The 24,139-nt window shown below is 70.7% G+C and carries 20 protein-coding genes and 1 riboswitch; of the genes, 15 read left to right on the top strand and 5 right to left on the bottom strand.

Annotated elements, in window-relative coordinates; translation table 11 throughout:
- Positions 1–153: 153 nt before the first annotated feature.
- Positions 154–1,077, top strand: a complete 924-nt coding sequence (locus ACG04R_RS15725; RefSeq protein ID WP_394412384.1) for an ArsR/SmtB family transcription factor — start codon at positions 154–156, stop codon at positions 1,075–1,077.
- 10 nt (positions 1,078–1,087) lie between these two features.
- On the opposite strand, the gene galE is transcribed toward ACG04R_RS15725, so the two are convergent.
- Positions 1,088–2,098, bottom strand: a complete 1,011-nt coding sequence (gene galE, locus ACG04R_RS15720; protein WP_394412381.1) for a UDP-glucose 4-epimerase GalE — start codon at positions 2,096–2,098, stop codon at positions 1,088–1,090.
- Positions 2,099–2,216: 118 nt separating this feature from the next.
- Between galE and ACG04R_RS15715 the strand changes: the two genes are divergently transcribed.
- The 4 genes from ACG04R_RS15715 to tehA all read left to right on the top strand — a co-directional run bounded on the left by ACG04R_RS15715 (position 2,217) and on the right by tehA (position 7,230).
- Positions 2,217–3,287 (top strand): glycoside hydrolase family 43 protein, encoded by a 1,071-nt coding sequence (locus ACG04R_RS15715; protein ID WP_394412379.1) that lies wholly within the window; start codon positions 2,217–2,219, stop codon positions 3,285–3,287.
- 104 nt (positions 3,288–3,391) lie between these two features.
- Entirely contained in the window at positions 3,392–4,648 is a 1,257-nt protein-coding gene (locus ACG04R_RS15710; RefSeq protein ID WP_394412376.1) for a sialidase family protein, read from the top strand.
- Between the two features lie 88 nt (positions 4,649–4,736).
- Complete coding sequence (locus ACG04R_RS15705; RefSeq protein WP_394412373.1) at positions 4,737–6,224, top strand: peptide MFS transporter; 1,488 nt, start codon at positions 4,737–4,739, stop codon at positions 6,222–6,224.
- A gap of 25 nt (positions 6,225–6,249) precedes the next feature.
- Positions 6,250–7,230 (top strand): dicarboxylate transporter/tellurite-resistance protein TehA, encoded by a 981-nt coding sequence (gene tehA / locus ACG04R_RS15700; RefSeq protein ID WP_394412369.1) that lies wholly within the window; start codon positions 6,250–6,252, stop codon positions 7,228–7,230.
- Between the two features lie 9 nt (positions 7,231–7,239).
- Here the strand turns inward: tehA and ACG04R_RS15695 are convergent, their stop codons facing one another.
- Positions 7,240–10,137, bottom strand: coding sequence for an adenosylcobalamin-dependent ribonucleoside-diphosphate reductase (locus tag ACG04R_RS15695; protein ID WP_394412366.1), 2,898 nt, complete (start codon positions 10,135–10,137; stop codon positions 7,240–7,242).
- A gap of 145 nt (positions 10,138–10,282) precedes the next feature.
- Complete coding sequence (locus tag ACG04R_RS15690) at positions 10,283–10,852, bottom strand: DUF1134 domain-containing protein (protein WP_394412363.1); 570 nt, start codon at positions 10,850–10,852, stop codon at positions 10,283–10,285.
- 99 nt (positions 10,853–10,951) lie between these two features.
- Here ACG04R_RS15690 and ACG04R_RS15685 point away from each other — a divergent pair, with 99 nt between their 5' ends.
- From ACG04R_RS15685 to ACG04R_RS15645, 9 genes are all read left to right on the top strand, one after another.
- Complete coding sequence (locus ACG04R_RS15685) at positions 10,952–11,386, top strand: hypothetical protein (protein WP_394412360.1); 435 nt, start codon at positions 10,952–10,954, stop codon at positions 11,384–11,386.
- Between the two features lies 1 nt (position 11,387).
- Positions 11,388–11,816: a PilZ domain-containing protein gene (locus ACG04R_RS15680; protein ID WP_394412695.1), complete on the top strand. Its 429-nt coding sequence runs from the start codon at positions 11,388–11,390 to the stop codon at positions 11,814–11,816.
- Positions 11,817–11,871: 55 nt separating this feature from the next.
- Complete coding sequence (locus ACG04R_RS15675; RefSeq protein ID WP_394412356.1) at positions 11,872–12,969, top strand: sensor histidine kinase; 1,098 nt, start codon at positions 11,872–11,874, stop codon at positions 12,967–12,969.
- The gene (locus tag ACG04R_RS15670) at positions 12,966–14,012 is read left to right on the top strand and encodes a histidine kinase (RefSeq protein ID WP_394412351.1); all 1,047 of its coding nucleotides are present in this window, start codon (positions 12,966–12,968) and stop codon (positions 14,010–14,012) included. The genes ACG04R_RS15675 and ACG04R_RS15670 overlap by 4 nt, the downstream gene beginning before the upstream one ends.
- The gene (locus ACG04R_RS15665; RefSeq protein ID WP_394412348.1) at positions 14,009–14,773 is read left to right on the top strand and encodes a LytR/AlgR family response regulator transcription factor; all 765 of its coding nucleotides are present in this window, start codon (positions 14,009–14,011) and stop codon (positions 14,771–14,773) included. Before ACG04R_RS15670 ends, ACG04R_RS15665 begins: the two co-directional genes overlap by 4 nt.
- A gap of 25 nt (positions 14,774–14,798) precedes the next feature.
- Positions 14,799–15,878, top strand: coding sequence for an alpha/beta hydrolase (locus tag ACG04R_RS15660; protein ID WP_394412345.1), 1,080 nt, complete (start codon positions 14,799–14,801; stop codon positions 15,876–15,878).
- Positions 15,879–15,960: 82 nt separating this feature from the next.
- Complete coding sequence (locus tag ACG04R_RS15655) at positions 15,961–17,022, top strand: cupin-like domain-containing protein (RefSeq protein WP_394412342.1); 1,062 nt, start codon at positions 15,961–15,963, stop codon at positions 17,020–17,022.
- An 82-nt stretch (positions 17,023–17,104) separates the two neighbouring features.
- Positions 17,105–17,692, top strand: coding sequence for an NAD(P)H-dependent oxidoreductase (locus ACG04R_RS15650; RefSeq protein WP_394412339.1), 588 nt, complete (start codon positions 17,105–17,107; stop codon positions 17,690–17,692).
- A gap of 78 nt (positions 17,693–17,770) precedes the next feature.
- Complete coding sequence (locus ACG04R_RS15645) at positions 17,771–19,975, top strand: molybdopterin-dependent oxidoreductase (protein ID WP_394412336.1); 2,205 nt, start codon at positions 17,771–17,773, stop codon at positions 19,973–19,975.
- On the opposite strand, the gene ACG04R_RS15640 is transcribed toward ACG04R_RS15645, so the two are convergent.
- Entirely contained in the window at positions 19,962–20,726 is a 765-nt protein-coding gene (locus ACG04R_RS15640; RefSeq protein ID WP_394412333.1) for a LytR/AlgR family response regulator transcription factor, read from the bottom strand. The genes ACG04R_RS15645 and ACG04R_RS15640 overlap by 14 nt on opposite strands.
- Entirely contained in the window at positions 20,723–22,015 is a 1,293-nt protein-coding gene (locus tag ACG04R_RS15635) for a sensor histidine kinase (RefSeq protein ID WP_394412330.1), read from the bottom strand. The genes ACG04R_RS15640 and ACG04R_RS15635 overlap by 4 nt, the downstream gene beginning before the upstream one ends.
- 141 nt (positions 22,016–22,156) lie before the next feature.
- Positions 22,157–22,252, top strand: a riboswitch (cyclic di-GMP riboswitch).
- Positions 22,253–22,300: 48 nt separating this feature from the next.
- Between ACG04R_RS15635 and ACG04R_RS15630 the strand changes: the two genes are divergently transcribed.
- Positions 22,301–24,109, top strand: coding sequence for a S53 family peptidase (locus tag ACG04R_RS15630; protein WP_394412327.1), 1,809 nt, complete (start codon positions 22,301–22,303; stop codon positions 24,107–24,109).
- Positions 24,110–24,139 lie beyond the last annotated feature (30 nt).

The raw sequence follows: 24,139 nt of genomic DNA, 5'->3' as shown, positions 1-24,139 counted from the left end.
TTTGTTAGTAACGATCAGTCTTTACCCTAAGAGCCGTTCGAATTCCCAGGGAAAGCGCCGCTGCGCCGGGAAATTTCGACCGCATAAACTCGCAACTTCTTTGGGTCCAAAGGTGGGAGAGGGTCGATGGAGGTCTCGGGCAGCCGAATCTTGATGGTCGAGGGCGACGCGGCATTGGCCGTGGCCAAGGCGCTGGCGTCTGACACCCGCCAGGCGATGCTGGGCATGCTGACCAACCAGGTGCTGAACGTGTCGGAGCTCGCGTCGGCGATGAACCTGCCGCACTCCACGGTCAGCTTCAACATCAACCAGCTGCAGGCGGTGGGGCTGGTCTCCGTGGAAGTGGAGCCCGGCACGCGCGGCCAGCAGAAGCTGTGCTCCAAGCGCTACGACGAGGTGCGGCTGCGCCTGCCCGGCGCGGCGGTGGAGAGCAAGCCCAACGTCATGTCCATCAGCATGCCCATCGGCAGCTATCGGCATGTGGAGGCCAAGCCGACCTGCGGCCTCGTCAGCGAGACCAAGATCATCGGCATGCTGGACGAGCCACGCTCGTTCTTCGAGCCCGAGCACGTCTACGCACAACTGCTGTGGTTCGGCGGCGATGGCTACGTGGAGTACGCCTTCCCGAACAACCTGCCCTACGGCGCGGTGCCCTCGCACCTGGAGCTGTCGATGGAGATCTGCTCCGAGGCGCCGCAGTTCAACGAGGACTGGCCGTCGGACATCACGCTGTGGATCAACGACATCGAGATCGGCACCTGGACCAGCCCCGGCGACTATGGCGGCAAGGCCTCGCTGCTGATGCCGCCGTGGTGGCAGACCGACCGCACCACGCACGGGCTGCTGAAGCAATGGAGCGTCGGCCCCAAGGGGTCGATGATCGACGGCGTGGAGCTGAGCGGCGTGCAGATCGACGAGTTGACGCTGCCGCAGACCAACCACATCAAGGTGCGACTGGGCATCAAGGAAGACGCCCGCAACCGCGGCGGCATGAACCTGTTCGGCCGCAAGTTCGGCAACTACCCGCAGGACATCGTCATGCGGGTCACCTTCGATTTTCCTCGCGGCGCGGTGTGAGGGCAGCACCTCAGTCGTAACCGTTCGGGTTGGTCGACTGCCAGCGCCAGCTGTCGGCGCACATCGCGTCCAGGCCCAGCGTCGCGCGCCAGTTCAGCGTCGATTCCGCCTGCGCCGGGTCGGCCCAGCTCTGCGCGACGTCACCGCCGCGGCGCGGCACGAACTCGTGTGGCAACGCCTTGCCGCAGGCCGCCTCATAGGCACGCAACACCTCCAGCACCGAGTTGCCGCGGCCCGTGCCGAGGTTGAAGACATGCGAGCCCGGCCGGCCATGCACGTGGCCCAGCGCGGCGAGGTGGCCGGCGGCGAGGTCGACGACATGGATGTAGTCGCGCACACCGGTGCCATCCACCGTCGGGTAATCGTTGCCAAACACCTGCAGCGCCTTCCTGCGCCCCACAGCCACCTGGGCGATGAAGGGCATCAGGTTGTTCGGTATGCCCTGCGGGTCCTCGCCCAGCAGGCCGCTCGGGTGGGCACCCACCGGGTTGAAGTAACGCAGCGCGCACAACGACCAGCTCGCGTCCGCCGCGGCCAGATCCTGCAGCACCTGCTCGACCATCAGCTTGCTGCGACCGTAGGGGTTGGTCGTGCCGGTCGGCGCGTCCTCGCGCAGCGGCATGGTCTCGGCCAGGCCGTAGACGGTGGCCGATGAGCTGAACACCAGGGTGCGCACGCCCGTGTCGCGCATCGCGGCCAGCAGGCTCAGGCTTCCCTGCACGTTGTTGTCGAAGTATTCGAGCGGCTTGTGGACCGACTCGCCCACCGCCTTCAACCCGGCGAAGTGCATGACGGCCTCGATGCCCTGCTCCGCAAGCAGCCGACGCAGCAGCGCGCCGTCGCGCACGTCGCCCTCGGCGAAGGCCGGCGCCCGGCCGGCCAGCTGCGCGATGCGCGCCAGCACGGCTGGCTTGGCGTTGCTGAAGTTGTCCAGCACCAGCACCTCGTGCCCGGCCTCCAGCAGTTGCAGCGTGGTGATGCTGCCGATGTAGCCGGCCCCGCCGGTCACGAGCACTCGCATGTCGTCTCCAAATCTGGTTTCATCCATTATTAACCGATTTACTTGTTATAAACAAGAAAGCCGATTAGCATCGCGCCGCCCCGGGGCCGCTGAGCCGCCGGGCGAGGAGACAACACCGATGAACAACGACGACACGCCGGGCCAGGCGCTGCGCCGCCGGAGCCTGCTGGGCCTGGCCGCCGCACTGGGCCTGGGCGCGCCAGGAGCCGCGATGACAGCGCCGGACGACACCACCTTCACCAACCCCGTGCTGCCAGGCGTCGAGGCCGGCGACCCCTTCGTGGTCTGGCACGAGGGCCGCTACTACCTGACCGCCACCTTCGATCCCGAGGGCGGGCTGTGGGTCTACAGCTCGGACCACCTGAGCGACTGGCGCCACGCCGAACGCCGCAAGGTCTGGACACCGGAGCCGGACGGCCCGCGCAGCAAGATGATCTGGGCCCCGGAGCTGCACCACCTAGACGGCCGCTGGTACCTCTACTTCACGGCGGCCGACGGCATCGACGCCAACCACCGCCACTACGTGCTGGAGGCCGAGCACCCGATGGGCCCGTTTGTCGACCGCGGCCGCGTGCATGCCGAGCATGAGCGCTACGCCATCGACGGCTCCGTGCTGCGGCTGAAGGACGGGCGCCTGTTCTGGATGTACGCCGACGATGGCCTGTGGATCGCACCCATGTCCGGCCCGACACGCGCGGTCGGCCCGGGCGTTCGCATCGTCCGCGGTGAGCACGACTGGGAGCGCGGCTGGCACAAGGTGGACGGCCGCTGGCAGCCGCAGGCCCACGCCTACTGGATCGAAGCCCCGCAGGCGCTGCAACAGCACGACCGCAGCAAGGGCCGCGACTTCGTCGTCTACTCCGCCGGCCACACCGCCGCCGTCTACTACCTAGGCCTGCTGGAACTGACAGGCGCCGACCCGATGGACCCGAAGAGCTGGACCAAGCATCCGAAGCCCGTGTTCGGCCCGACGGACAAGGTCTTCGCGCCCGGGCACAACAGCTTCACGCGCTCGCCGGACGGCACCGAGGACTGGCTGGTCTACCACGCCAAGGACCAGGACGCCGGCGACGCCAGCGGCCGCACGATGCGCATCCAGCGCTTCAACTGGTCGGCGGACGGCCGGCCGGTGTTCGGCGCGCCCATCGCCAGCGGCGTGCCGCAGCGCAAGCCCTCCGGCGAAGCCTGACCTCCTAGGCCCCCTTCCCTCACTGACCCGCCGCAGCGCCCGCTGCGCAGCGGCGGGGCGAACTCATCCCAACGTTCTTGGAGCGAAACACAATGTCCCTCCTCATGAAGCTCTGGCAAAAACTCGTCGCCTCGGTCGCGCTGCTGCCGGCGATCCTGCTCATCAGCGCCTGCGTCGGCTGCGGTGGTGGCGGTGGCAGTTCGCCCCCTCCGACGACGACGCCCACCACGCCGACGACACCCGCGCCCACCCGCACCGGCACGCTGCTCAACGGCGACGCCGAAGCCTTCTACCCGCGGCTGATCCGCCTGGCTCACCAGGCCGACACGTCGCAGAACGGTGCCGTCATCGCCAGCGCCATCGCCTTCAACGGCGGCGTGGCCCAGGGCCGCATCTTCATCAGCCGTGACGACGGCGTGAGCTTCGCGCTCCAAGGCTCGGTGACCGACGCCGCCTGGCCCAAGGGCCTGTGCTGCGGCTCCATCTACGAGCTGCCATCTTCCGTGGGCACGCTGCCGGCCGGCACGCTGGTGTGGTCCGCCTCCATCGGCCAGGACACGACCGGCCAACCGATGAGCCACCCCATCTACCGCAGCAGCGACGCCGGCAAGACCTGGACGGTCCTCGGCGCCAACTGCGGCGTGGGCCAGAAACCGCGCGGCGGCGACGGCACCGGCATCTGGGAGCCGCAGTTCCTCGTCACCGGGGACGGCCAGCTCGCCTGCATGTACTCCGACGAGACCGAAGCCGGCCACTCGCAGGTGCTGAAGATCACCAGCACCGCCGATGGCGTCACGTGGACGGCGCCACGCCTGCTCGTCGCCGGCACGCTGGCCAGCGACCGCCCCGGCATGGCCGTCACCAGCCGCCTGGGCGACGGCAGCTACCTGCTCAGCTACGAGTTCTGCAGCACGGCCGGCCTGGACTGCCGCGTCTACCTGAAGCGCTCCGCCGACGGCCTGGACTGGGGCTCGCCGAGCGACAAGGGCTTCGAGCCCAAGACGGCCGACGGCCACTGGTTCCGCCACGCGCCGACCCATGTCTGGCTGCCGGCGCAGCAGCGCGTCGCGCTGATCGGCCAGATCCTGAACAACAGCGCGGGTGCCGTCGACACGACCGGCAACGGCAGCACCGTCTTCCTCAGCAGCACGGCTGACGCCAGTGGCGCGTGGACGACGATGACCGCGCCCGTCAACACGCTCAACGCCCCGCTGGCGACGAACTGGTGCCAGAACTATTCGTCGCCGCTGCTGCCCAGCGCCGACGGCAAGCAGCTGCTGATGCTGTCCAGCGACTTCGAAACCGTGAACGGCGCCCAGGCCTGCCGCACCCGCTTCGGCCGCGGCGCACTGCCGTCCTGAGACGCGAGAGCCGGTGCCGGCAACCCCGCCGGCACCCGCGGGATGACACGCAGACGGCAGGCACCCGCGCGTCCGGACAATCGCGCCCATGAAATCACTTCGACAACATTGGGCGAACGTGCCGGAGGGCTCGGCCGTGCTCTTCCTGATCCAGGTCTTCGCGACGCTGGGTTTCGCCGTTCTGCAGTTCACGCTGACGCTGTACACGACGCGCCACCACGGCTTCACGAGCGAGCAGGCCGCGCTGATCACCGGCGTGTTCGCCGCCTTCAACTACGGGCTGCACCTGTTCGGCGGCTACCTGGGCGGGCGTTTCCTGAGCAACCGCAACCTGTTCGTCGGCGGCATGCTGCTGCAGGTGCTGGGCTGCGGCACCGTGGCCGGCGGCAGCCTCGCGGGCCTGTACTGGGGCATGGCCCTGTTCCTGACCGGCAGCGGCCTGAACGTCACCTGCATCAACATGATGCTGACGCAGCGCTTCGCGCCGGAGGACGAACGCCGCGAAGCCGCATTCCTGTGGAACTACGCCGGCATGAACGTCGGCTTCGTCATCGGCTTCACGGTGTCCGGCGTTTTCCAGCTCCACGACGACTACCCCTCGCTGTTCTGGTTCGCGACGCTGGGCAACGCTGGCGCCATCGTCGTGGCGCTGATCTTCTGGCGCACGCTGGCCGATCGCAACACGCCGCTCATGCAGCACCAAGGCACCGCCTTCTGGGGCCGCTTCGCCGTCGGCATCGCCGTGCTGGCGGGCCTGGTGCCCGTGCTGGCCTGGCTGCTGAAGCAGCCGGGCGACACCGCCATCGGCATGAAGGCCTTCTGCGCCGCCATCGGCGTCATTCTCGTCGTCCTGACGATCCGCCATCCGGTGCGGGCCGAGAAGCAGCGCATGCAGGCCTACCTGGTGCTGACCGTGGGCTCGCTGGTGTTCTGGTCGCTCTACCAGATGGCGCCCAGCGGCCTGCAGCTCTACGCGGTGGGCAATGTGCTGATGAACGTCTGGGGCATCCCCGTGGCGCCGCAATGGGTGCAGAACATCAACGCCTTCTCCATCGTCGTCGGCGGGCCGCTGCTGGCCTGGCTGTTCGCGCGCTGGCGCAGGCACGGCTGGCCGGTGGACATCCCGCTGCAGTTCTCGGCGTCCCTCGTGCTGATGGGCCTGGGCTTCCTCGCGCTGCCTCTCGGCATCCACTTCGCCGACCCCGCCACGGGCCGGGCGGACTTCTTCTGGCTGTTCCTCAGCTACGTGCTGCAGAGTGTCGGCGAGTTGCTGATCTCGCCGGTCGGCTACGCGATGATCGGAAGGCTGGCACCCAAGCAATACCAGGGCGTCATGATGGGCAGCTGGATGCTCGTCACCGGCCTGGCCTCGCTGTTCGCGGGCGACTTCTCCGGCGTTGTCGCACAGCCCGTGGATGGCGGTGCGGCGCTGGCGACGAACCCGGCCTACACGACGCTGTTCACGCAGCTGGCAGTGGGCAGCCTGGTCACCGGCGCGGCGCTGTTCGGGCTGAGGCCGTGGCTGAGGCGGCTGATCGACGGCCCGGCGGACATCAGCACGCAACCCGTCCGATGAACCACGACGCCAAGAGGAGGGATCGATGAGCACACGCCGCTGGGTCGTCCCCGCTTCGTTCTTCAGCATGGTCCTGGGCCTGTGCGGCCTGGGCACCGACTGGCGCGCTGCCTCGCAACTGTGGGGCTTGCCGGCCTGGATCGGCGAGGCGGTGATGGCCGTGGCCGGCAGCGTCTGGGTGCTGCTGGCGGTGCTGTACGGCCTGAAGTGGCTGCGCAGCGGCACCGACGCGCGCGCGGAGATCGAGCACCCCATCCTGTGCTGCTTCGTCGCGTTGGTACCGGTCACGACGATGCTGGTGGGTCTGGCCGTGCTGCCGCACGCGCTGCCGCTGGCGTGGGTGCTGTGCAGCGTGGGCGCCGTGGCGTCGCTGGCCTTCGGCGTGTGGCGCCACGGCGGGCTGTGGCGCGGCGGCCGCTCCGTCGGCACGACGACACCGGTGCTCTACCTGCCCACCGTGGCCGCCAGCCTCGTGTCGGCCATGGCCGCGAGCGCGCTGGGTTGGCCGGAGCTGGGGCAACTTTTCTTCGGCGCGGGTGTGCTGGCGTGGCTCGCGCTGGAGTCGGTCATCGTGACGCGGTTGCTGCAAGGTGAAGAACTCCCGCCGCCGCTGCGCCCGACGCTGGGCATCCAGCCCGCGCCGCCGGCCGTCGCGTTGCTCGCTTACACCAGCTTCACGACCGGCCCGCCGGACCTCATCGCCCACGCGCTGCTGGGTTACGCCATCGTGCAGGCACTCATCGCCGCGCGGCTGCTGCCATGGATACGCCAGCCGTTCACGCCCGGCTACTGGGCCTTCACCTTCGGCGTGACGGCCATCGCCTCCGCCACGATGCGCTTCGCCCACCGCGGCGACGACCGCGTGTTCACGGCACTGGCGCCGGTGCTGTTCGTGGTGGCCAACGTCGTCGTCGTGGGGCTGTTCATCGCCACGGTATGGGCGGCGCTGAGGGGACGGCTGATACCGCCGGCAGCCGCCGCGCCGCAGCCCCTCACCAGCCGGTAACGAGGCCGCCTACCCGCACTGCCCCACATAGCCGCACGCGGTGCAGAAATCGCACCCGTCCTTGTGGATCATCGTCGCGTTGCCGCATTCCGGGCAGGGCTTGCCGGCCTGGACCTGAAGCGTGCCGGCGGCCGCGGCGAGCTTGGGCGCCGGGGTCTGCAGCAGGCCCATGTCGGTCAGCGGCTGACCGGTCTCGTCGAGGATGCCCAGCATCGCGTAGCGGTGGATGACGAGGCGCGCGACGTAGGCCACGGTGGACGGCCAGACCTGTTGGCGACGCTCTCCGTTCAGAGACGGCACCGGCGCCATGAAGTGGCCCAGCGGCTCGCCGACGTTGAGCAGCTTGCGCAGCTTCATCGCGATCCAGCCGGGGTCCATGACGCGCATGTCCAGGCTCAGCAGTCGCGCCAGGCCGTCCAGCGCCTTGGGGTAGTTGCCCGAGAAGCCCATCGCGCAGGGGCGCGTGACGCTGCCGCCCTCGGGCGTGGGCAGCACGACTTCCTTCAGCGTCAGCGTGAACTGCTCGTTGGTCGCCGGGTTGTCCACGTCCACGGCCCAGGCCAGCGTGCCGGACACGCCGGTGCGCGGCTCGTTGCGGCTGAACATCGCATCGACGACCGGCGTCGGGCCGCCCTCGGCGAGTGCGCCGAGCTGCTCGCAGCGCCAGCGGATGACGGCGGCCGTCGCGGCGACGACGCCGGGGAAGAGGCGCTTCTCGCCGCCGGGTGGCGTGGGCATCTCGAAGGCTCGCTCTTCGGCCACCGTGGCGAGCGCGTCGAGCTTGAGGCGCAGCCAGGCGGCATCGTTGGTGCGCAGGTCGGTGGACAGGGTCTTGGCCAGCGCGGCCAGGCCACGTGGCTGCTCGGCACCGTTGACCCAGACCTCGAACGGCAGATTGCGGCCGAACAGGCCACCGTCCGGGCCGTCCAGCGGCAGCTCGCCGATGAACAGCGCGAAGTCGCCGTGCGGGTGCTGGATCAGATAGCTCCAAGCCGGGTTGCCGCCGGGCATGTCGGGCCGGCTGGGCCAGCGCAACGACGCGACGACCGCCTGTGGCAGGCGCTCGACCTTGAGGCGCTGGTTGGTGCCGTCCACTTCGGCCCGCAGCGGCTCGGGCTGCTTGACCTCGGGCGTGACCGACAGCACCGAGCCCAGCACGCTGTTGGGCCGGTACGTGGCCAGGCCTTTCAGCTTCGATTGCCAGGCCTGCACATAGAGATCCTGGAAGTCCTCGTAGGGGTAGTCGGCCGGTACGTTGACGGTCTTGCTGATCGACGTGTCGATGTAGGGCGCGACGGCCGCGACCATGGCCGCATGGTCGGCCGCGCTCAGCTCCAGCGCGGTGACGAAGGCGTCGCTCAGCGGCGCGTCGACACCGAACAGGTGGCGGTACAGCCGCCAGGCATGGTCCTCGACCTGGTACTCCTTGAAGCCACCGCCCTCGGCCTGCGACAGCCGCTTCTTGCGCGTGTAGGCCCAGGAGAACGCCGGCTCGATGCCGTTGGACGCATTGTCGGCAAAGGCCAGGCTGATGGTGCCGGTGGGCGCGATGGACAGCAGGTGCGAGTTGCGCAGGCCCTGCGCGCGGATCTTGTCCTTCAGCGCCTGCGGCAGGCGCGAGGCGAAGCTGCCGCCGGAGAGATACAGGTCGGCGTTGAACAGCGGGAAGCTGCCGCGCTCCGCGGCGAGGTCGCTGGAGGCCGCGTAGGCGGCGTCGCGCATCAGCTCGGAGATGCGGCTGGCCATGTCGCGAGCGTCCTGCGTGTCGTAGCGCAGGTTCAACATGACCAGCGCGTCGCCCAGCCCCGTGAAGCCCAGGCCCACGCGCCGCTTGTTGGCGGCCTCCTGCGCCTGCGCGGGCAGCGGCCAGGGTGTCACGTCCAGCACGTTGTCCAGCATGCGCGTGGCCACGGCCACGACCTCGGCAAAACCGGCCTCGTCGAACACCGGCTTGGCGCTGAAGGGCTCGCGCACGAAGCGCGTCAGGTCGATGGAGCCGAGGCAGCAGCAGCCATAGGGCGGCAGTGGCTGTTCGGCGCACGGGTTGGTCGCCGCGATGGTCTCGCAGTAGTGCAGGTTGTTGTCGGCGTTGATGCGGTCCAGGAACAGCACGCCGGGTTCGGCGTGGTCGTAGGTGGAGCGCATGACCTGATCCCACAGCGCGCGGGCCTTGACCTTGCGGTAGACCCACTGGCCGTCGCCGCGCTGGTAGGCGCCGGCTTCGATCTGCTCGGCGCTGGGCTGGGCCTTGTGCGCCAGCTCGACGAGGCCGTCCGCCTGCACGGCTTCCATGAAGGCGTCGGTCACGCCGATGGAGATGTTGAAGTTGCGCAGATCGCCTTCGTCCTTGGCGTGGATGAAGGCCTCGATGTCCGGATGGTCGCAGCGCAGCACACCCATCTGCGCGCCGCGCCGGCTGCCGGCGCTTTCCACCGTCTCGCAGCTGCGGTCGAACACGCGCATGTAGCTGATGGGACCGGAGGCGTGGCTGCGCGTGGAGCCGACCCAGGCGCCGGCCGGGCGGATGCGGCTGAAGTCGTAGCCGACGCCGCCGCCACGGCGCATGGTCTCGGCGGCCTCGGTCAGCGCGGTGTAGATGCCAGGCACGCCGTCCTCGGCCGTGGCGATGGAGTCGCCCACGGGCTGCACGAAGCAGTTGATCAGCGTCGCCGACAGCTCGGTGCCGGCGGCGGACATGATGCGCCCTGCCGGCACGAAGCCGCGCTGCTGGGCGTCGAGGAAGGCGGCCGCCCAACGCGCGCGGTCGGCCGGTTTCTCGGCGGCGGCCAGCGCCCGGGCCACGCGTTCGCGCAGTTCGTCGGGCGTCTGCTCGCCGCCCTTGGCGTATTTCTCGATCAGGACTTCGCTGGAAATGTCCTGCACGGGCAGGTCGGTGGTGCTGCTCACGGTGGGCCTCGGATACTGGATGAATTTACAGTCTACGCCGCGATAGCCGGGCGGTGACGCCGACCTTGTTGCGGGGAGGGGTGAGATTGCCGGCCTGCCCGTCTGCGTGCTTTGACGGCACGCAGAAGTGGGCGATATTGCGCCGTCAGAACGGGTTGTAGCTCTTCTCGCGGCGGTAGTGGATGTAGCCCACGCTGGCGCCGGCCCGCAGGCCCACGCCCAGGCGGATGGGCGCCAGCGTGATGCCCTTGAGGCGCTGGTAGTTGATGCCGGCGCCGCCGACGTAGTAGAGGCTGCCGTCCACACCCGGGAAGCGCTGGTAGATGGCGCCGGTGTTGGGCAGGTGGTAGACCAGCGTAAACACCTTGGACGCGTTGGCGCCCAGGTCGAAGCCGATGGACGGACCGGCCCAGTAGACCTTGCCGCCACCACCGCCCTTCATCATCAGTTCGCCGTCGCCGTAGCGCAGGCCGACGGTGATGGCGGCGCCGGCCTCCTCGCCCTTGATGTAGGCGTTGGGACGCCCCTGCTCCTTGAAGGCCTTCTCGATGACCTTGGCGAGGCCCTCGGTCGTCTGGCCGAAGAAATCGGTGGCAGCCTTGAGGATGGAGTCCTCGTCGTAGGTGCTGTCCTTGTCGTCCGCGGCCACGGCGGGCAGCGCGGACGCGGCGGCCAGGGCGGCGAGGTGTTGTAGGTGCTGGCGGCGGTCGATCATCGCGATTCCTTGGGAGATACCTTGAACGGCCCAGCATAAACAAAGCAGTGTGAACTTTGGCCTGTCGTTGCCCATTGACACGACCTAGACTCCCCGCCCATGTCGTCCAACCCCGACCTGCAGCGGCTGTCGGCCGCCCTCGAATACGTCGACCTCGCCGCCGGCCTCTACCTGGCGGGCGGGGCCGACCAGGCCGCGCACCTGCTGGCCGCCGCGGCGGAGCAGCAGCTGGGGGACCTCGTGCGCCTCATCGACGCGCCCAGCGCAACGGTGGACACGCGCGAGCTGCTGGCCCGCATCGCACGCGCACACCGGCCGGCCGTCGTCGCGCCGCGCGAGGCACCGGCCCGCATGTGGGACGAGGAACCCACGCAGACCGACGCCACGCGTGACGAGATCGTCGCCTACCTGCGTGCCGCCTGGTTCATGCTGGAGGCCATGGGCCTGGCCGCGCTGGCGCCCGAGCGGCTGCAGGAGGCGGTGGACCACAGCACCGTGTTCAGCGGCGCGGGCACGCTGGAACCTTTCGTCTAGGATCGAAGAACCCGACCTCGGTCGCCACCGGGAGACCATCATCAGCACCGAACGCCGCCAATTCGCCCGTGTCGCCTTTGCCGCCGGCGCCGAGCTGATCACCACGCAGGCGCTGCTGCGCTGCCAGGTCGTCGACATCTCGCTGAAGGGCGTGCTGCTGCAGCTGCCTACCGGCTCTGCACCGCAGGCGGGCATGCCCTGCCTCGTCAAGCTGCCCCTCAGCACGAGCGGCGACGAGGGCGCCGACGTCATCATCGCCATGGCCGGCGAGCTTGCGCATGTGGAGGGCCGCCACGCCGGTGTGCTGTGCCGCAGCATCGACCTCGAATCCATCACCCACCTGCGCCGCCTCATCGAGGTCAACCTCGGCGACCCGGCCGCGTCGGAGCGGGAACTCAAGGCGCTGATTGCCGCAGCCAGGCACGCCTGAGGCCAGTTCATCGCACCATGCCCCGGCCGCCCGCCGCGCTGCCGAGAATGGCGGCATGGAGGATCTGAGCCCGCTGCAAGCCTTTCGGCGCGTCTGCAACCTGCGCATGCTGGCGGGGGTCTACTACTTCTGCCTGCTGTACGCGATCTCGCGCCACCTGAGCTGGATGGGCGAGGACGGCCCCGGCGACCTCGCTTCCACGCTGTTCGATCTGGTGCGCTTCAGCCGCCAGTGCCTGCTGACCGGGCTGTCGCTGATGCTGACCGTGGCGCTGGCCGAGGCGCTGCAGGCCCGCCGGCGCTGGCCGCTGCCGGCCAGGCTGGCCGTGCAGGCGCTGGCCGTGGGCGCGGGTGCCGCCCTGGGCACCTGGCTGCGCTACAAGGTCTCGTCGCTGGACGACCCGATGCCCTTCAAGCTCGCCTGGGCCGTGTCGACGACGGCCGTCTGGACGCTGCTGGGCGGCATGGCCTACGCGCTGCTGCTCATCAGCCGCGCGCAGCGTGAGGGCCGCGAGCAGTTGGCGCAGCTGTTCCGCGAGCGCGAGGCCCTGAAGACGCAGCAGACCGAGGCGCAGCTGTCGGCGCTGAACGCGCAGATCGAGCCGCACTTCCTGTTCAACACGCTGGCCAACGTCAAGCGCCTGTACGAGACCCGCCCCGACCGCGGCCGCGACATGCTGGTGGCCCTGATCGCCTACCTGCGCGCCGCACTGCCGGGCATGCGCCGGCACGAGTCCACGCTGGCCGACGAGTTGGAGCTGGTGCGCCACTACCTCGCCATCCTGCAGATGCGCATGGGCGAGCGGCTGTCCTTCGACATCACGGCACCGCCGGAGCTGCTGACGGCCCACCTGCCGACGCTGGTGCTGCCCACGCTGGTGGAGAACGCCATCAAGCACGGCCTGTCGCCGCTGCCGGAGGGTGGTCGCATCGAGATCCGCGCCCAGCACGCGGGCAGCGGTGGCATCACTGTCGAGGTGGCAGACAACGGCCAGGGCTTCGGCGCGGCCAGCGGCGGCACGGGCGTGGGCCTGGCCAACACGCGGGCACGGCTGGCGGCCCGCTTCGGCGACGGCGCCGCGCTGGAGCTGGAGGCGGCACAGCCGCACGGCGTTGTCGCACGTGTGCGGTTGCCGGCCGAGGCACTCGCATGATCCGCCACGTGCTGCGCTCCTGGCGCTCGCTGCGCCCTGCCGAGGCGCTGGTCTTCGTCACCGCGGCGCTGCTGTTTGGCGCCATCGACCTGACCTCGCTGATCGAAATGCGCGTGGGCGACCAGCTGCCCCAGTTGCTGGCCCGGCAGCTGACCCTGCCGCTGGTCAGCTGCACCGTGCTGCTGCTGTGCTGGCTGCCGGCCGCGCGCAGCAGCCCCATCCATCCGCGGCGCCGGCTGCGCCTCGTGGCGGCCACACTGCTGGGCTCCGTGCTGACCATCGCCGTCATCTACCCGCTGGCCGCCGCCCTGCCCTGGCCGTCGATGTGCGACATCTACGCGCTGAGCCACGGCAAGCCCAGGTGCACCATCTTCCACGTGCCGGCCATCGTCGGCGACACGCTGTGGGTCTTCATGCCGGCGCTGATGCTCGTGGGCATGCTGGAGTTCCGCACGCTGCGCCGTCGCCAGGACCAGGCCGCGCAGGACCTGCTGCGCGAGCACAGCCAGCTGCGCCGCCATGCGCTGGCCGCGCGCCTGGCCGCGCTGCAGGCCCAGGTGGACCCGGCGCTGCTGTTCGACGCCCTCGTCTCCGTCGAGCAGGCCTACGCGCGCCAGGACCCGACGGCCAGCGCGCGGCTGGAGCGCCTCATCCGCCACCTGCGCGTGGCCTTGCCACGGCTGCGCGACTCGGGTGCCACGCTGGGCGGCGAGGCCGAGCTGATCGCCAGTTACCTGGACCTGCTGCGCGACCTGAACGGCCAGCCGCCCGCCTTCGACGCCGAGCTGGGCTCACGCGGCGCCACGCCGCTGCCGCCGATGCTGCTGCTGCCGCTGGTGCAGCGCGCGCTGCTGCTGGGCCACCCGACGCGCTGCTGGCTGAAGGCCGAACGCAGCATCACGCTGGGCTTCGACCAGGAAGGCCTGTGCAGCGAGGACGCCGAGATCGCGTCGCTGCGCGAGCGGCTGATGGTGCTGGACGCGACCCTCGTCTGCACCAGCGGTGCCGGCCGCACCGAATTCACGTTGAGATTGCCTTCATGAACCTCTTCTCCCCCACCGCCGTCGTTGCCGAGGACGAAGCCGCGCTGCGCGGCGAGCTCGTCGAGCAACTGGGCCGGCTGTGGCCCGAGCTCAGCATCGTCGGCGAGGCCGCCGACGGGCTGGAGGCGCTGCGGCTGCTGGACCAGCATCGCCCCGACATCCTCTTCCTCGACATCGAGATGCCCGGCGCCACCGGCATCGACGTGGCCCGCCAGGTGGCCGGCCGCAGCCACGTCGTCTTTGTGACCGCCTACGACCAGTACGCCATCGCCGCCTTCGACCAGGGCGCGGTGGACTACCTGCTCAAGCCGCTGGCCGGCGCGCGGCTGTTCACAGCCATCTCTCGGCTGAAGGCGCGGCTGGGCCAGGCGCCTGCCCCACTGGGCGGCGTGCTGGAGCAGCTGAGCTCCCGGCCCGCGCCGTCAGCCGCGCGCGCGCCGCTGCGCTGGATCAACGCGTCGGTGGGGCAGACGCTGCGGCTCATCACCGTCGACGAGGTGATGTTCTTCCAGAGCGACAACAAGTACACGCGGCTCGCGCTGAAGGACGGCGAGGCGCTGATCCGCAAGCCGCTGAAGGAACTCATCGACGAACTGGACCCACAGCAGTTCTGGCAGATCCACCGCTCCACGCTGGTCAACGTGAACGCCATCGCCAGCGTGAGCCGGGACTTCCGCGGGCGCATGCAGATCAAGCTCAAGCACGGCTCGGAGATGCTGCTGGTGGCCGAGAGCTGCGCGCATCTGTTCCGGCAGATGTAGCGCGCGACTCGGGGCATGATGGGCCATGCCCAGCCCCCTGCAACTGCGCGGCACCAGCCGCCTCGCGACCGAGGCGATCACCGGCGTTATCGACCTCGTCGAAGCCATGCACGCCCAGATCGCCCGCGTGCCGCTGACCGCCCCACGGGAGCGCACCACCGGCATCACCGGCCTTGTCTACCGCAGCGTGCGCGGCATGACCCGCCTCGTCGGCGGCGGGCTGGACCTGGCGCTTGACGCGCTGGCGCCACTGCTCGGCCAGGTCGACGCGGACCAGGCCAGCGCCGCGCAGGCCGCGCTCAACGGCGTGCTGGGTGATTACCTCGAAGCCACCGCCAACCCGCTCGCCACGCCGATGAGCCTGCGCCCGCTGGTCGAGGGCGCCACCGGCGAACCGCTCGTCTTCCTGCACGGCCTGTGCATGAACGAGGCGCAATGGCGCCGCGACGGTGCCGACTTCCCCGCCGCGCTCGCGGCGCTCGGCTACCGGCCGCTGGGCCTGCGCTACAACACTGGCCGGCCGGTCTGGCGCAACGGCGCCGAACTGGCCGAACTGCTGGACGACGTGCCCGGTCCACTCACGCTGCTGGGCCACAGCATGGGCGGCCTCGTCGCGCGCAGCGCCATCGCGCAGGCCGGCGGCCGCAGCTGGCCCCGGCGCCTGCGCCGCCTCGTCACGCTGGGCACGCCCCACCTCGGCGCGCCGCTGGAGCGCGGCGGCCAGCAGGTGCAGCAACTGCTGGCCCTCAGCGCCTACTCGCGCCCGTTCGCGGCCCTGGCTGCGCGGCGCAGTGCCGGCATCCGCGACTTGGCGCACGGCAGCCTGCTCGAAGCCGACGCGGGCCGGGCCAGCCGCCTGCCGCTGCCCGACGGCGTGGCCTGCTACGCGGTGGCCGCCACCACGGCCCGGGAGCCTGCGGGCCCGCCCGCGCGCTGGCTGGGCGACGGCCTCGTACCCGTGGCCAGCGCGCTGGGCCAGCACCGCGAGGCCACGCGCCGGCTGGCCTTCACCGACACCGCCGTCTTCGCCGGCCTGGGCCACCTCGCACTGCAGACCGACGCGGCCGTGCTGCGGCAGTTGCAGGCCTGGCTGGCGCGCCGCTGACCTTCACGCGCATGTCGCGCGGGTGGCCTACCGTTGGCGCTAACGTTCACCCCCGCCTCGCCGCCCGCCGCCACCGCCGCCCATGCCGCTGCCCCCGCTGAAGCCTCCGCCCCGCCCGCGGCCCGCCGCCCTGCTCGATCTCCCGGCCGACTGGCTGGGCTGGGTGGCCGACAACCGGCTCTGGCACTGTTCGCCCGCCTCCATGCTCGACACGATGGAGAAGTCCGGCCTGGACCCGGCGACGAGCATGGCCGCCATCGAGCAGATCGAGCAGGACCCTGTCTTCCTGGCCGCGCGCCGCCACCAGCAGCTGCTGCGCAAGCTCGAATCCGTGGTCGGCAACCTGCAGCAGCTGTGGCAGGGCGACCCGGGCTACGGCGTCATCGAGAAGCGCCGCGGCGTGTCGCGCGACGAGTTCATCGGGCGCTATGTGCGTGGCTGCAGGCCCGTCGTGCTGACCGACGTGGCCGAGGACTGGCCGGCGCTGCGGCGCTGGTCGCCGGCCGACCTGCGCGAGCGCTTCGGCCACCTGGACGTCGACGTGCAGGTGGGCCGCAACGGCGACGCGCTGTTCGAGCAGAACAAGACCCAGCTGCGCCAGCGCATGACGGTGGCCGAGTTCGTCGACCTCGTCGTCAGCGGTGGCGCGACCAACGACCACTACCTCACGGCCAACGACGAGATGCTGCGCCGCCCCGAGTTCCTGCCGCTGCTGCAGGACATCGGCCGCATGCCGCCCATCTGCGACCCGGCGCTGCTGCACACGGCGGCGTCGTTCTGGTTCGGCCCCGCCGGCACGCGCACGCCGCTGCATCACGACACGCTGATGCTCTTCCACACCCAGGTCGTGGGCCGCAAGCGCTGGCGCTTCGTGTCGCCGCTGCAGACGCCGCTGCTCTACAACCGCATGGGCGTCTACAGCCCCATCGATCTCGATGCGCCGGACTACGCCCGCTACCCGCTGCTGCGCGACGCCCAGGTGCTGGACGTCGTGCTGGAGCCGGGCGACACCCTCTTCCTGCCGCTGGGCTGGTGGCACCAGGTCAGTTCGCTGGCGCTGAGCATGTCGTTCTCGTACACCAACCTCGCCGCGGACGTGCCCAACGAGTTCAGCTACCAGAACCCGAGCATCGGCAACTGGTAGCGGGCCCGCGCCGCCGAGATTGACCGACATCAAGGCGGCACCGCGTCGCCCGCGGGACGATGGCCGCGCTCAAGGAGGAGCCATGCCCGCGCGTATCGCCATCATCCAGGCCCACCCCGATCCCGCTGGCGGACACCTCTGCCACACGCTGGCCGAAGCCTATGCCGAGGGTGCGCGTGAGGCGGGCCACGAACTGCGCCGCATCGACGTCGCGCAACTGGACTTCCCGCTGCTGCGCTCGCAGAAGGACTGGCTGGAGGGCGAGGTGCCTGCCTCGCTGCGGCCGGCGCAGGAGGTCATCCACTGGGCGGAGCATCTGGTGTTCTTCTTCCCGCTGTGGCTGGGCGACATGCCGGCGCTGCTGAAGGGCTTCCTGGAACAGATCGCACGGCGCGGCTTCGCGTTCGAGCCGGTGCCCGGCAACCCGCTCGGCAAGAAGTTGCTCACCGGTCGTTCGGCCCGCGTCGTCGTCACGATGGGCATGCCGGCGCTGGTCTACCGCTGGATCTTCCGCGCGCATTCGCTGCGCTCGCTGGAGCGCAACATCCTCGGCTTCGTCGGCATCGCGCCCATCCACGAGACGCTGGTAGGCGGCGTGGACGGGCTGGGCACCGACGGCGTGGGCCGCTGGCTGGACGAGATGGGCGAGATGGGGCTGCGCGGCGACTGACCCCGTCGCCTGAGTGACGCGCCCGCCCTGGGCGCCACGGCTAAGCTGGCCGGCTGCAAAAAGCCGCCAGGAGACGCCATGCCCGCAAGCCACTACCGCATCTGCCCGCTCTGCGAGGCCTGTTGCGGGCTGGAAGTGAAGACCGACGGCGCCAAGGTCATCGCCATCCGCGGCGCCGACAACGACGTGTTCAGCCACGGCTACCTGTGCCCCAAGGGCGTGAGCCTGAAGGACCTGCACGAAGACCCCGACCGCCTGCGCACGCCGCTGATCAAGCGCGACGGCGTCTTCGTCGAGGCGACGTGGGACGAAGCCTTCGCCGAGATCGAGCGCCGCCTGCTGCCCATCCATCGCGAGCAGGGGCCGGACGCCGTGGCGCTGACCATCGGCAACCCGGCTGCGCACAAGGTCAGCCTGCTGGCCTACACGCCGCGCCTCGTGAAGTCGCTGGCCTCGCGCAACGTCATGAGCGCGTCCACACTGGACCAGATGCCCAAGCAACTCAGCGCCGGGCTGATGTTCGGCCACTGGCTCAGCATCCCGCTGCCCGACATCGAGCGCTGCGACTACCTGCTCATCCTCGGCGGCAACCCGATGATCAGCAACGGCAGCTTGTGGACGGTGCCCGACTACCGCGGCAAGGCCAAGGCCATGCGGGCGCGCGGCGGGCGCATCGTCGTCGTCGACCCGCGCCGCAGCGAGACGGCCACCGCGGCCGACGAGCACCTGCCCGTGCGCCCTGGCGGTGACGCGCTGCTGCTGCTGGGCATCGCGCACACGCTGTTCGCCGAAGGCCTCGTCAAGCTGGGCCGGCTGGCCGAGCATGTCAACGGCCTCGACGACGCCCGTGCGGCCGTCGCGCCGTTCCCGCCCGAGGTCACGGCCGCCGGGTGCGGCATTCCGGCCGACGTGCAGCGTCGCATCGCGCGCGAGCTGGCCGCCGCGCCGCGCGCCGCCGTCTACGGACGCATCGGCACCTGCACGACGCGCTTCGGCACGGTCAACTCGTGGCTGGTCGACCTCATCAACGTGCTGACCGGCAACCTCGACCGCGAAGGCGGCGCGATGTTCGCGAAGGCCGCGGCGTTCGCGCCCAACACGCAGGGCAAGCCCGGCAGTGGCAAGGGCATCACGACCGGCCGGCGCAGGAGCCGCGTATCCGGCGCGCCGGAGGTGTTCGGCGAGCTGCCGATCACCGTCATGGCCGAAGAAATGGAAACGCCCGGCGAAGGCCAGGTCAAGGCCCTCATCACCATCGCCAGCAACCCGGTGCTGTCCGCCCCCGGCGGCCCGCGCATCGCGAAGGCGCTGGAAGGCCTGGACTTCATGCTCAGCCTGGACATCTACGTCAACGAGACGACGCGCCACGCCGACGTCATCCTGCCGGGCCTCTCGCCGCTGGAAGACCTGCACTTCGACGTCGCCTTCCCGCAGCTCAGCCACCGCAACCACGCGCGCTTCTCCGGCCCGGTGTTCGACGCCGCGGCCGGCACGCCGCAGGAGTGGCAGACCATCCTGCGCCTGTGCGCGCTGCTGGAAGGCCGCGGCCTGGGCGTGGACGTGCAGCAACTGGACGACGAAGCCATCGCGGCCGACGTGCACCGCTTTGCCGGCGACCAGACGCCCGCCATCCTCGCCGCGCTGCAACCCTGGCGCGGCCCCGAGCGGCTCATCGACCTGCAGCTGCGCGTGGGCCCCTACGGCGACCAGTTCGGCCGCAAGCCCGACGGACTAAATCTCGCCAAGGTCAAGGCGGCGAGCACCGTCGAGGGCGGTGGCGTGGACCTGGGCGCGCTGCAATCCCGCATCCCCGAGGTGTTGCGCACGCCCAGCGGCCAGATCGAACTGGCGCCCCCGTCCATCCTGGCCGACCTCGCCGAGGTGCGCGCCGCACCGGCGCCCGAATTCAGCCTCATCGGCCGCCGCGACACGCGCTCCGGCAACAGCTGGATGCACAACCTGCCCGTGCTCGCCAAGGGGCCGGACCGCTGCACGCTGCTGGTCAACCCCGGCGACGCCGAACGGCTGGGCCTGGCCGAGTTCGCCAAGGTGAAGAGCGCCGTTGGCGAGCTGATTGCGCGCGTCGAGCGCAGCGCCGACATGAGCCCCGGCGTCGTCAGCCTGCCGCACGGCTGGGGGCACGACCTGGACGGCGTGCAGCTGGGCGTGGCGCGCGAGCGGCCGGGCGTCAACATGAACGCGCTGCTGGACGACGCGATGCGCGACCCGCTGTCGGGCAACGCGGTGCTGAGCGGCATCGCCGTGGAGATCACTGTCCCTTGAACAGGCCCTGGAAGGGCCGCGACACCGTCAGCGTGTCGCGCGAGCCGCGCAGGCGCAGCGCCATGTTGCCGTCGTCGTCGCGCAGCGCGCTGGCGATCTGCGCGGACGCGACGACGGTGGAGCGGTGCACCTGCTGGAAGCGCGCCGGGTCCAGCAGCGCCAGCAGGTCCTTCAGCGGCGTGCGCAGCAAGGCCTCGCGCTGCTCGCCCGCCTCGGCGTAGACGACGCGCGTGTAGCGGCTGTCGGACTCGAAATAGATCACGTCACCGACGCGGATCAGCCTCACCTCCTTGCCCACGGCGGCCTGCAGCGTGTCGGGCCAGGCCGGGCGGCGCTGGCGGGCATCCAGCTGCGCGAGCAGTTGCTGCAGCGCGTCGCCGGCCGGCGCCGGACGCTGCTGGTTCTGGCGCAGCCGCGCCACCGTCTGCGCGAGCCGCTGCGGCTCCAGCGGCTTGACGAGGTAGTCCACCGCGCCGGCGTCGAAGGCCTGCAACGCGTGGTCGCCGTGGGCCGTGACGAACACCACCGGGCAGCGGCCGGCGATGCGCCGTGCCACGTCGATGCCCGACAGGCCGGGCATGCGGATGTCGAGGAAGCAGACGTCGGGCTCATGGGCCAGCCACTGGTCCCACGCGTCGGCGCCGTGCTCGGCCTGGGCCACGATGCGCGCGTCGGGCCAGGCCTGGGTCAGCGCGTCGGCCAGTTGTTCACGGGGCGCAGGTTCGTCGTCGGCGATCAGCAGTCGGGTCATGTCGTCTCGGGATGGATCAGGATCTCGGCGCGTGCGCCGCCTTCGGCGCGGCGCTGCAGCGTGAAGCGGGCGCGCTCGCCGAAGTGGTGGCGCAGCCGCTGACGCAGGTTGGCCAGGCCCACGTCGTCTTCGGCGCCGTCCGCCAGCCCGAGGCCGTCGTCGTCGACGCGCAGCCACCAGCGGCCGTCCGGCTCGCGGCCGCCCGCCAGTGTCAGGCGGCCGCCACCGATCTTGGGTTCCAGGCCATGCTCGACGGCGTTCTCCACCAGCGTCAGCAGCAGGCCCGGCGGCACCGGTTCGGCGGCCAGGCCCGGCGCGATGTCGACGTCGCCCTGCACGCGGCCATCCAGCCGCGTGGCCAGGATGGCGAGGTAGTGGCGCACAGCCAGCGCCTCATCGGCCAGCGGTACGGTGGGGCGGCCCAGCATTTCGGTGCTGCGGCGCAGGAAGCCCGTCAGCTCGCGCAGCAGCGGGCCGGCGCGCTCGTCGCGGCGGTCCACCCAGTGCTGCAGCGTGGCCAGCGTGTTGAAGACGAAGTGCGGGTGGATCTGCGCCTGCAACAGTCGCAGGTCGGCCTCGGCGGCGGTGCGCGCGGCGGCATCGCGCTCGGCCACCAGCTGCAGCCGCGACAACTGCTGTTCGTACGCCGCCCGCCCGACCCGCGCCACGCCCGCCATCAGCAGCGCCAGGCCCGCGGCCATCGGCAGCAGTGTGTGGGTCGAGGCGCGCAGCGCCGCCAGCATGCGGTCGCCGTCGAGCTGGCCGTCGTGCAGGCCGCGCCCGCAGACCACGGCCAGCACCATCACGGCGAGGATCAGCACAAAACGGACGATGCTGAAGCCGTTCCGCCCAGGCCTGCGCTTCGGGTTCAGCCAGATGATGAGCAGCCCGATGCTCAGCAGCACCCAGACCAGCATGCCGGTGCCCAGCGCCGCGCCCCAGGTCGCGCCCTTGCCGAGCACCCACGCCACCGTGCCGGCCAGACCCAGCAGCCAGCCCACCCAGGCGCCAAGGCCGCGGCGCGAGTACAGGTGGATGTCGATGAGCTCGACGCGCTCGCGCAGCGCCGGGTCCTGTTGGCCGTAGCGTTCGTAGTACGGGAGGGCCCAGCGGTAGTAGGCGCGCTGGAAGCGGTTGCCGTGGGCGAGGGGATTGGCGCTGTGCATGGCCGGCACTCTAGAGGCGCGCGGCCGGTCGGCTCGCGTCGGAGCGGCGAACCGCCGCAGCACACGCACGAAGCGCCACCAGCGCTGCACGAGACGCGCACCGCAGCATGAAAGCGCGTGCATTTCAGGCGCGACACAAAGCAACGAAACTGCAGATACGGATGGCAACGAAAGTCATGCCCAGGCACCGCGGCAGAAGTCACGCGCCGGCCGCAGCGGCCTGCATCTGAAGCCCCACCCGGCGCCTAGACTGAACCCGTTTACCAACCCAGAGGGCAAACCCGTCGAAAGATGGGGACGCAAAGCTTCCGGCCTACAGCACGTGCATCACGCAAGTGCCATGGCAGCGGGGCCGCCAAGACCTGAGGTCTTGTCCGGCGTGGCCCTCTTCACTGCAAGACACCGGCCATGCGCAGCAACCGTCTCACCTGGACCCTCAGCCTCCTGACCGCCGCGGCACTGACCGCCTGCGGAGGCGGCGCGAGCAGCACCGACACCACGGCCACGGTGCAGGCCAGCGCGGCGACCACCGACGTCGCGCTCAGCGTGGATCTCGACCCGGCCGCCGGCGCCGAGGCCAGCCACAGCTTCCACATCGCCGCTGCCGAGCTGGAGCCGCCCGCCGACATCGGCGCCGACGCCGAGCCGCACCGCACGCAGGCCGCAGCAGGCATCGCCACCAAGGGCCTGACGCTCGCCGCGCTGGACGACTACGCCCAGCGCCGCACCGCGCTGGCCGCTGCCAGCGGCGAGGCCGCGCCGATGGCCACGACGACGACCGTCACCACGTACACGCCGGCGCAGATCCGCGCCGCGTACGGCCTGCCGGCGCTGTCGGCCTCCGCCGCGCAGCTGGGCGCCGGCCAGACCATCTACATCGTCAACGCCAAGCACGACCCCAACGTCGTCGCCGAGCTGGCCGCCTTCAACAGCAAGTTCGGCCTGCCCACCTGCACCTCTCGCACGCTGGCGGCCACCGCCACGCTGCCGCTGGCCTCCGCGTCCAGCAGTGGCTGCGAGCTGGTCATCGCCTACAGCACGACGGCCGGCGCGCTCACCGCCACGGCGCCCGCCTACGACAGCGGCTGGGCCACCGAGATCGCGCTCGACGTGCAATGGGCACACGCCACCGCGCCGCTGGCCCGCATCGTCCTCATCGAGGCACCGGACGCCGGCGTGACCAGCCTGTCCAACGGCGTGGCGCTGGCCAACAAAATGGGCACGGGCGTCGTGTCCATGAGCTTCGGCGCGTCCGAGGGCAGCTGGGTCGGCAGCTACGACAGCATCTTCTCCGCCAGCGGCATGACCTACCTGGCCGCCACCGGCGACAACGGCGCGGCCGTGTCCTGGCCGTCGGTGTCGAGCAAGGTGGTGGGCGTGGGCGGCACGACGCTGACCTACAGCGGCAGCGGCTCGCGCAGCGAGACGACCTGGACCGGCACCGGCGGTGGCACCAGCGCCTACGTCGCGCTGCCCAGCTACCAGAGCGGCAGCATCAGCGGCTACGCGCGCCGCGCGGTGGCCGACGTGGCCTTCAACGCCGACCCCAACTCCGGCCAGTACGTGGCGCTGATCGCCTCCGGCACGACCACCGTGCGCTGGGTCAGCGCAGGCGGCACCAGCCTGTCCACGCCGCAATGGGCCGGCCTCTTCGCCGTGGCCAACGCCGTGCGCGTCGCCTCGGCCAAGGCCTTGCTGGGCCAGCCGCACGCGGCCATCTACCAGCAGATCGGCGCCGTGCCGACGACCTACGCCACCGTCTTCAAGGACGTGTCGAGCGGCAGCAACGGCAGCTGCACCACCTGCACGGCCAAGACCGGCTACGACACGCCCACCGGCTGGGGCACGCCCAACGTCAGCGCGCTGCTGACCAGCCTGGGCGCGGCCACCTCGTCCAGCACGAGCTCGACATCCACGTCCACGTCCACGACGACGACCACGACCTCGGCGGGGCCCCAGCTGACGACCACCAGCATCAGCGGCGTGGCCGGCAAGGCGCTCAGCGCCAGCATCGGCTACAGCGCTCCCGGTGCCACGTCGCTGTCCATCAGCATCAGCGGTGCGGCCAGCGGCATGAGCCTGTCGGCCAGCAGCACCGCCATCGCTCTGGCCTGGGCCAAGCCGGTGACGGGCACCTACAACCTCGTCATCACGTTGAAGGACAACCTCGGCCATACGACGACCGGCACGGTCGCGGTGAAGATCAGCGCGTCGTAAACCACGCCTAGCATGCGGGCTCCTCATCAA

This window comes from Pelomonas candidula (genome assembly GCF_043555985.1).
Taxonomy (GTDB): Bacteria; Pseudomonadota; Gammaproteobacteria; order Burkholderiales; family Burkholderiaceae_C; genus Pelomonas; species Pelomonas candidula.
Note: the sequence above shows the minus strand (reverse complement) of the source record. Positions and strands in the feature narration are given on the sequence as shown.

What these genes read in the sequence shown, in the direction of transcription:
- ACG04R_RS15655 (WP_394412342.1), top strand. Translation starts at nt 15,961, where the DNA reads ATGCCGCTGCCCCCGCTGAAGCCTCCGCCCCGCCCGCGGCCCGCCGCC.
- ACG04R_RS15670 (WP_394412351.1), top strand. Translation starts at nt 12,966, where the DNA reads ATGATCCGCCACGTGCTGCGCTCCTGGCGCTCGCTGCGCCCTGCCGAG.
- ACG04R_RS15665 (WP_394412348.1), top strand. Translation starts at nt 14,009, where the DNA reads ATGAACCTCTTCTCCCCCACCGCCGTCGTTGCCGAGGACGAAGCCGCG.
- ACG04R_RS15690 (WP_394412363.1), bottom strand. Translation starts at nt 10,852, where the DNA reads ATGATCGACCGCCGCCAGCACCTACAACACCTCGCCGCCCTGGCCGCC.
- ACG04R_RS15710 (WP_394412376.1), top strand. Translation starts at nt 3,392, where the DNA reads ATGAAGCTCTGGCAAAAACTCGTCGCCTCGGTCGCGCTGCTGCCGGCG.
- ACG04R_RS15635 (WP_394412330.1), bottom strand. Translation starts at nt 22,015, where the DNA reads ATGCACGCGCTTTCATGCTGCGGTGCGCGTCTCGTGCAGCGCTGGTGG.
- ACG04R_RS15640 (WP_394412333.1), bottom strand. Translation starts at nt 20,726, where the DNA reads ATGACCCGACTGCTGATCGCCGACGACGAACCTGCGCCCCGTGAACAA.
- ACG04R_RS15675 (WP_394412356.1), top strand. Translation starts at nt 11,872, where the DNA reads ATGGAGGATCTGAGCCCGCTGCAAGCCTTTCGGCGCGTCTGCAACCTG.
- ACG04R_RS15660 (WP_394412345.1), top strand. Translation starts at nt 14,799, where the DNA reads ATGCCCAGCCCCCTGCAACTGCGCGGCACCAGCCGCCTCGCGACCGAG.
- ACG04R_RS15725 (WP_394412384.1), top strand. Translation starts at nt 154, where the DNA reads ATGGTCGAGGGCGACGCGGCATTGGCCGTGGCCAAGGCGCTGGCGTCT.
- galE (WP_394412381.1), bottom strand. Translation starts at nt 2,098, where the DNA reads ATGCGAGTGCTCGTGACCGGCGGGGCCGGCTACATCGGCAGCATCACC.
- ACG04R_RS15715 (WP_394412379.1), top strand. Translation starts at nt 2,217, where the DNA reads ATGAACAACGACGACACGCCGGGCCAGGCGCTGCGCCGCCGGAGCCTG.
- ACG04R_RS15650 (WP_394412339.1), top strand. Translation starts at nt 17,105, where the DNA reads ATGCCCGCGCGTATCGCCATCATCCAGGCCCACCCCGATCCCGCTGGC.
- ACG04R_RS15705 (WP_394412373.1), top strand. Translation starts at nt 4,737, where the DNA reads ATGAAATCACTTCGACAACATTGGGCGAACGTGCCGGAGGGCTCGGCC.
- tehA (WP_394412369.1), top strand. Translation starts at nt 6,250, where the DNA reads ATGAGCACACGCCGCTGGGTCGTCCCCGCTTCGTTCTTCAGCATGGTC.
- ACG04R_RS15685 (WP_394412360.1), top strand. Translation starts at nt 10,952, where the DNA reads ATGTCGTCCAACCCCGACCTGCAGCGGCTGTCGGCCGCCCTCGAATAC.
- ACG04R_RS15630 (WP_394412327.1), top strand. Translation starts at nt 22,301, where the DNA reads ATGCGCAGCAACCGTCTCACCTGGACCCTCAGCCTCCTGACCGCCGCG.
- ACG04R_RS15645 (WP_394412336.1), top strand. Translation starts at nt 17,771, where the DNA reads ATGCCCGCAAGCCACTACCGCATCTGCCCGCTCTGCGAGGCCTGTTGC.